The 1,326-nt window shown below is 66.4% G+C and carries 1 protein-coding gene; it reads right to left on the bottom strand.

All coding sequences use genetic code 11. From position 1 onward, the window contains the following. Nucleotides 1-239: 239 nt before the first annotated feature. Complete coding sequence (locus AB0N06_RS38905; protein WP_366139378.1) at nt 240-1,202, bottom strand: helicase associated domain-containing protein; 963 nt, start codon at nt 1,200-1,202, stop codon at nt 240-242. Nucleotides 1,203-1,326 lie beyond the last annotated feature (124 nt).

The raw sequence follows: 1,326 nt of genomic DNA on the forward strand, positions 1-1,326 counted from the left end.
GTCCCGCCCGAGCCGGTCCGCGAACTACGGGACCTGACCCGGGCCCGGACCACCGCCACTGATGATGTGCGGGTTTTTGTCGGTGGTGGTTCGGCATCGTGATGTCAGTGCTGCAGGTGTGGGGTTTCTGCTGTTCAGCTTGTTGTGGTTGGTGATTCGAGTGGTGACACGAATGCCGATCTGGGGCTGACGCTTTTGGCGATGATGCAGGTCAGTTGGTTGCCGGTTGGTATGACGTGTCAGGCTTCACCGCCCTGCTGCGGCTGCTGCGCCCAGGCCAGCCCGAGGTCGGCGAGCTGCGCGAGTTGCTGGTCGCTCAGCCGGTCCCGTCGGCTCTTGTGGTTGCTGAGCCAGACGCCGAGTCGTACGGAGGTGCCGTCGGGGAGGTCTTCGACGTGCTGCCTTCCGACCATGGTCTTCTCCTCGCGCTGGATGTATTGCTGGAGGGCCGTGATGCCGCGTGTGAACGGGTCGGAGCCCTCGCCTACCCCCGCCGCCTTCACACTGGTCCGTGCTGATGTTTTTTGGGCCCGTGCAGCCGGTTTCATGCCTGCCTTGCCCAGGCGGTGTTGCTGCTCGGGGTTCAGGCGTGCCCAGTCTCGGGTCTGCCGTGCGAGCCAGCGTCCGATGTCGTTCCCGCGGTGCGTCATCCCGGGCACGATCTCGTCGAGGCGGGCACCGGCCTTCAGGAGCGCGCCGAGGCCGACGTAGTGGCGTTGCCAGTCAACGGTCCACCCCAGCACTCGGGGGTTCCAGTCGGGGTCGATCGCGGCGAGTTGCTCGGCGCGCCGTGCTGCGCGTTCTGGTTCCTTGCCCAGTCCGCCGGGCCGCCGGAGGTTGGTGAGCCATTGCCCCACCGGTTTGTCGAGGGCGGTGGCGTGCCGGGGCGCGGCCAGCGTGCCGGCCTTCGCGTGGTAGGCGCGGGCGGCGGCGAGGTTCTCGGCGAACGCGGTGTCGGCGGTGTCCCAGGTCATGCCGAGTTCTTCCAGCTCGTCGGCGCGTTTGCCGGACATGGTCCCCGCTCGGAACGCCCTTCTCTGGTCGGACAGCCATCGGCCGAGAGGGTAGGCGCCTTCTTGGTGTTCGTACGGGACGTCCAGGTCGCCTTCCTGGTCCCGATATTGTTGGGCGGCGTTGTAGCCGCGCAGCCAGTCCTGCTTCTCCGGCTCGATCACCTGGAACTTGACCCACTTCGCGACCATCACGGGATCCCTGGGGGCCGCGAAGCGGAGCGGTGCCTGTCAAGTCAAATGAAACGAATGTGACGCTATAGGATCTGTTGTTCGGTCTGACGCCGCTTGGCGGGATCGTTGATCCATGCCTGGC

It is taken from the genome of Streptomyces sp. NPDC051020 (genome assembly GCF_040683105.1).
Taxonomy (GTDB): Bacteria; Actinomycetota; Actinomycetes; order Streptomycetales; family Streptomycetaceae; genus Streptomyces.

Bases quoted from the DNA above. Each gene is read 5' to 3' on its own strand.
- AB0N06_RS38905 (WP_366139378.1), bottom strand. From the start codon at position 1,202: ATGGTCGCGAAGTGGGTCAAGTTCCAGGTGATCGAGCCGGAGAAGCAG.